Origin of the sequence: Streptomyces europaeiscabiei (assembly GCF_001550375.1) — a bacterium.
GTDB classification, from domain to species: Bacteria; Actinomycetota; Actinomycetes; order Streptomycetales; family Streptomycetaceae; genus Streptomyces; species Streptomyces europaeiscabiei.
The window spans coordinates 1-4,273 of sequence record NZ_LRTR01000360.1 but is presented as its reverse complement, the minus strand read 5'-3'; the positions used below and the strand labels follow the sequence as shown (position 1 = coordinate 4,273).

Genomic DNA, 4,273 nt, shown 5'->3' with positions numbered 1-4,273 from the left:
CGGGGCGCCGGTGAGGGCCAGCCGCCGCCGTTCGAGCGCGCCGACGGGGATGCCCGACAGGACGGTCACGGCGAGCAGCGGCAGGCCCACGAGGACCGGGGCCAGGGCGAGACCCAGGGTGCCCAGGACCAGGAGCACCACCAGCAGGGGGCCGCCGACCAGCACACCGCTCAGCAGGTAGGCCACCGCCCGCGCCACATCCCGTACGACCGTTCGGATCATGGAGTCACGGTAGGCGGGAGCGGTGGGCACCGGCCATACGCGCAAGGGGTGTTCCGGAGGTATGCCCAGCCCTACCTTCTCAGCAGCTCCTCCCGTCCCCGCGCCCGGTACTCCGTCACCAGGCGCGCCAGATCCACGGCGGAGAACTTGCGGTACGCCCATTTTCCCGGCGGGCGCCACCAGACCGGGTCCGGGCAGCGGAAACCCTCGCGGCGGAGGGCGGCGCGTTGGATCTTGTTGGTGGCGGTGACGGGCATGGACGGGACGACGCGTACGAAGCGGGGGGTCATCTTCGTGCCCAGGTCGGGCTGGGAGACGAGGAACTCCGCGAAGCCGTCCGGGTCGAAGGCGCCCGCGATGGTCGCCATGACCTGGTCCCCGGCGACCGGGTCGGGGACCGCGTAGACGGCGACGGCCTCGGCGCCCTCGTAGCGGGCGAGGATGTTCTCGATGACGGCGGCGGCGAGGTTCTCGCTGTCGACGCGGAGGCGGTCGTCGGTGCGGCCGGCGAAATAGAGGAAGCCGCCGGTGTCGCGGTAGAAGAGGTCGCCGGTCCAGTACCAGCCGTCGTGACGGCGGGCGGCGTCCGCCTCGGGGTTGCGCCAGTAGCCCTCGAAGGGGTTGGGACCGCGGTTGACCAACTCGCCTATCGCCTCGGAGCCGTTGAGCAGACGCCCGTCGTCGGCGTGGAGGGCCGGCGGGCACTCCTTCCGCGTCCGCGGGTCGACCACCGCGAGGTCGTCGCCGGGTGCCGCCCGCCCGATCGCGCCCGGGGGCGCCCCGGGCGTCCGCTGGATCGCCGCCCCGCCCTCGGACGACCCGTACCCCTCCACGAGACGCACCCCGAACCGCTCCTCGAACGCCGCCGCGTCCACCGCCCCCGCCTCCGTGCCGAAGCCCATGCGCAGGGGGTTGTCGCGGTCGTCGGGGCGGGGCTCGGTGGCGAGGACGTACTGCACGGCCCGTCCGACGTAGGTGAAGTACGTGGCCCCGCACGCCCGTACGTCGTCCAGGAAGCCGGAGGCGGAGAACCGGCGCCGCAGCGCGATGCCGGCCCCGGCGACCAGGGCGGGGGCCCAGTCGGCGATGACCGCGTTGCCGTGGAACAGCGGCATGCAGATGTAGTGCACGTCGTCCCGCCGCACCCCGAAGCGGTCCACCAGCGCCCGTCCGGCCGCGGCGAGCCGTCCCTGGGAGCAGATCGCAGCCTTGGGGGCGCCGGTGGAACCGGAGGTGAAGTAGAGGAGGAGCCGGTCGGCGGGGGCGGCCCGGCTCGGGTCGGGTGCGGCCCCGGCGTACGGGGCGAGGAGGTCGGAGTAGGACTGGGTCTCCGTCACCAGTACGTGCACACCCGGGAGTTCGAGACCATCGAGAAGCGGTAGGTGGGCCCGTTCCGTGATCAGTACCCGGCACTCGGTGTGCAGGATGTCGCGGGCCAGTTCGGGTCCCCTGCGGGTGGGGTTGATCCCGGCGACGGCGGCGCCCGCGAGGGCCGCCGCGCTCAACCACAGGGGAAATTCGGGGGTGTTGTCGAGGAGGACGCCGATGTGCGGTTCGGCGGCCGGTGGCAGGAGGTCGGCGAGCAGTGCCGCACGGGCGGCGGCTCCGGCGGCGACCTCGTGGTGGGTCAGGACCTGTTCCTCGAACCACAGCCCGGGCCGGTGGTCGTCCCACCGGTCGGCGACGAGCTGTGCGACCGTGCGCCTAGTGGACTCCATGTCGCCGCACGTTAGTTGACGGACCGTCAGTTGAGGAGGGTCACGGCGTCGGGAACGAGGGGTCCGTGGAGAACCGGTGGAAGGTGACCATGAAGAAGACGCAGAACGCGAAGGCCACCCCGAGGAAGGCCAGGAGTCCGAGGCCGGCCGCGGCCTGCTTGACCCGCTGGCCGGGCGCGTGGGCCGTGGCGACCACGTGGGGGCCGTCGGTGTAGTACACGGTGACGAAGTCACCCTCGACCGTCGTCATCGGACCGTCCTCCTCCTCGAAGCGGATGGCCTGGCCGTCATGGGTCTTGAACTCGTACACGTGGTGGATGGTCGTCCTCACACGGCTGTGCTCACCCATGCTCTCGCTGACGGTCATGAACGTCTTCAGGCAGCGCGCCTCGGCCGTCAGCCCGCTGTTCCAGGCGCTTCTGATGCGCAGCCAGCGGATCAGCACCCGGTACGCCATGAAGCCGATGAAGGTCATCATGACCACGGGAATGAGGTAGAAGAAGACGTCCATGGTGCGTTCCCCCGGAGTTCGGCCAACGCCCTGGTCGGCGGTGTGTGGGGAACGTACCCGCGTGGGGGCCCCGCGCAGCTCAAGGGATGCTCAGAACTCGCGGGGCCGGGTGGCGCCGACGCTCAGAAGGTGACGTCAGAAGGTGACGTCCGAGCAGGCGTAGAACGCGTTGGTGGTGTCCGCGACCGTCCAGACCGCGAGGATCACATGGTGGCCGCTCAGCCCGGACGGCAGACGGCCCGTGTGGGAGAGCGTGGACGGCGGGCGCTGGCCGTTGTACGGGACGGTGAAGAACGGAGTGAGGTTGAGGTCGGAGCGGGCCAGGGCGTGGTTCTGATTCCAGCCCGCCCTGGTGACGTAGTACTTGAAGTCGGTGGTGGCGTGCATGGCGGTGAACTGCCAGCGGAACGTGTAGTTCTGGCCGCCCGTCACCCTGGTGGTGGGCCAGGCGCCGCCGCCCGGCCTGCTGGACGCGTCGAGCTGGCCGAACCTGCTGTTGCCACCGGAGCAGAGCCCCCCGTCAGCCGGCCCTGAGCCCGGGAAGCCCTTCGGACCCTCGACGCTCTGCGGCTCCCACTGGATGTCGCCGCAGTTGGTGACGGTGCCGTTCTGACAGAGCTTCTGCCGGCTGACGGGGAGGTCGGTGTAGCCGTGGCCGGTGGCGCCACCACTGGAGAGCACGAGCGCTCCGGTGGTGGCCAGGCCGACGGTGACCGCGTACCACTTGGTCCTGTTCCGCGCGTGATTGAGCATGCTGCCGCTCCCTGGAGTACGTGGGGGTGTTTCCAGGTCTAGACCAAGTCCCAGATTATGAGCGGCTCATGGCCGTGTCCATATCAACGACGTCCCTACCGATTCAGGGGTTCACGAGGACACTTCACGCCGCCCTGTGTAGAACGCCACCGTCAAGTCCTTGACCAGCGCCTTGCGTTCGTAGTCGTCCAGTTCGACCAGGCCGCGCAGGGTCAGCCGGGTCACCGTGTCCTCGACCGAGTCGACGACCGAGGTGAGGACGGTGTCGCGGTGCTGGGCGTCGAGCGCGGCGATCCGGCGGCGCTGCATCACGGCGGCCACCTCGGGCGCGTACTCGATCCGGGTCGGCTGGACCGAGAACACCTCCATCCCGACCGGCGCCGTGTCCGCCACGACCAGCCGGGTCAGCGCCTCGCCCACCGCCTCCGTGTTCCGCAGGGTCGCGTCCCTGACCAGCGCGCCCGGCGGCACGTCCGCGGGCAGCTGTGCCAGCACCCGGGAGACCGCCGCCTCCACGCATTCGCGCAGATACCGCTCGTGGTCCTCGATCCCGAGCAACGCCCGCGCGGTGTCCCTGACCCGCCACGCCACGAGGACCACGACCCGCAGCGCGACCCCGTTCGTGTCGACGGCCGCCATCGGCTCGCTCCGCCAGTGCCGCAGCCGTACGTCGACCCGGCGGCGCAGTACGAGCGGGTTCACCCAGAGCAGCCCGGTACGGCGGACGGTCCCCCGGTACCGCCCGAACAGTCCCAGCACCCAGGCCCGCCCGGTCCGCCCTCGCGCCAGCCCGCCGAACCCGAACAGTGTCAGGGCCCCGGCCCCGGCGTACGCGGCCCACTGCGCCGGTCCGAGTCCGGCACCCGCGTACGCGGCCGGAAGCCCGAGCGCCCGTACCGCGAGCCCCGGCAGCACCCCGGCCCACCATGTGGTGAGCACGCATCCGGCCACCCCGCACGCCCCGCCCAGCACTCCCAGCGCCCCGGGCACCACCCGCGCGGGGCGCTCGACCAGCTCGGGGTCGACCTCGACCGCGGGGCGCGCCCGCCAGTACGGGTTGTCGTGCGGC

The 4,273-nt window shown here is 71.6% G+C and carries 5 protein-coding genes; all 5 read right to left on the bottom strand.

Features of this window, described 5'->3' with window-relative positions; genetic code table 11:
* A partial coding sequence (locus tag AWZ10_RS17155; protein WP_208618514.1) for a sensor domain-containing protein occupies positions 1-222 on the bottom strand: 222 nt, incomplete at its 3' end.
* Between the two features lie 71 nt (positions 223-293).
* Positions 294-1,940: a long-chain-fatty-acid--CoA ligase gene (locus AWZ10_RS17150; protein ID WP_060891495.1), complete on the bottom strand. Its 1,647-nt coding sequence runs from the start codon at positions 1,938-1,940 to the stop codon at positions 294-296.
* Positions 1,941-1,980: 40 nt separating this feature from the next.
* A complete protein-coding gene (locus tag AWZ10_RS17145; protein ID WP_060891494.1) occupies positions 1,981-2,451 on the bottom strand; it encodes a DUF3592 domain-containing protein in 471 nt (156 codons plus the stop codon).
* Between the two features lie 135 nt (positions 2,452-2,586).
* Complete coding sequence (locus AWZ10_RS17140; RefSeq protein ID WP_046708684.1) at positions 2,587-3,204, bottom strand: lytic polysaccharide monooxygenase auxiliary activity family 9 protein; 618 nt, start codon at positions 3,202-3,204, stop codon at positions 2,587-2,589.
* Between the two features lie 111 nt (positions 3,205-3,315).
* Positions 3,316-4,273: SPFH domain-containing protein (locus tag AWZ10_RS17135; RefSeq protein WP_060891493.1), on the bottom strand; the 958-nt coding region annotated here is incomplete at its 5' end.

Excerpts from the sequence above, each read along its gene's own strand:
- AWZ10_RS17150 (WP_060891495.1), bottom strand. The coding sequence starts at position 1,940 with ATGGAGTCCACTAGGCGCACGGTCGCACAGCTCGTCGCCGACCGGTGG.
- AWZ10_RS17145 (WP_060891494.1), bottom strand. The coding sequence starts at position 2,451 with ATGGACGTCTTCTTCTACCTCATTCCCGTGGTCATGATGACCTTCATC.
- AWZ10_RS17140 (WP_046708684.1), bottom strand. The coding sequence starts at position 3,204 with ATGCTCAATCACGCGCGGAACAGGACCAAGTGGTACGCGGTCACCGTC.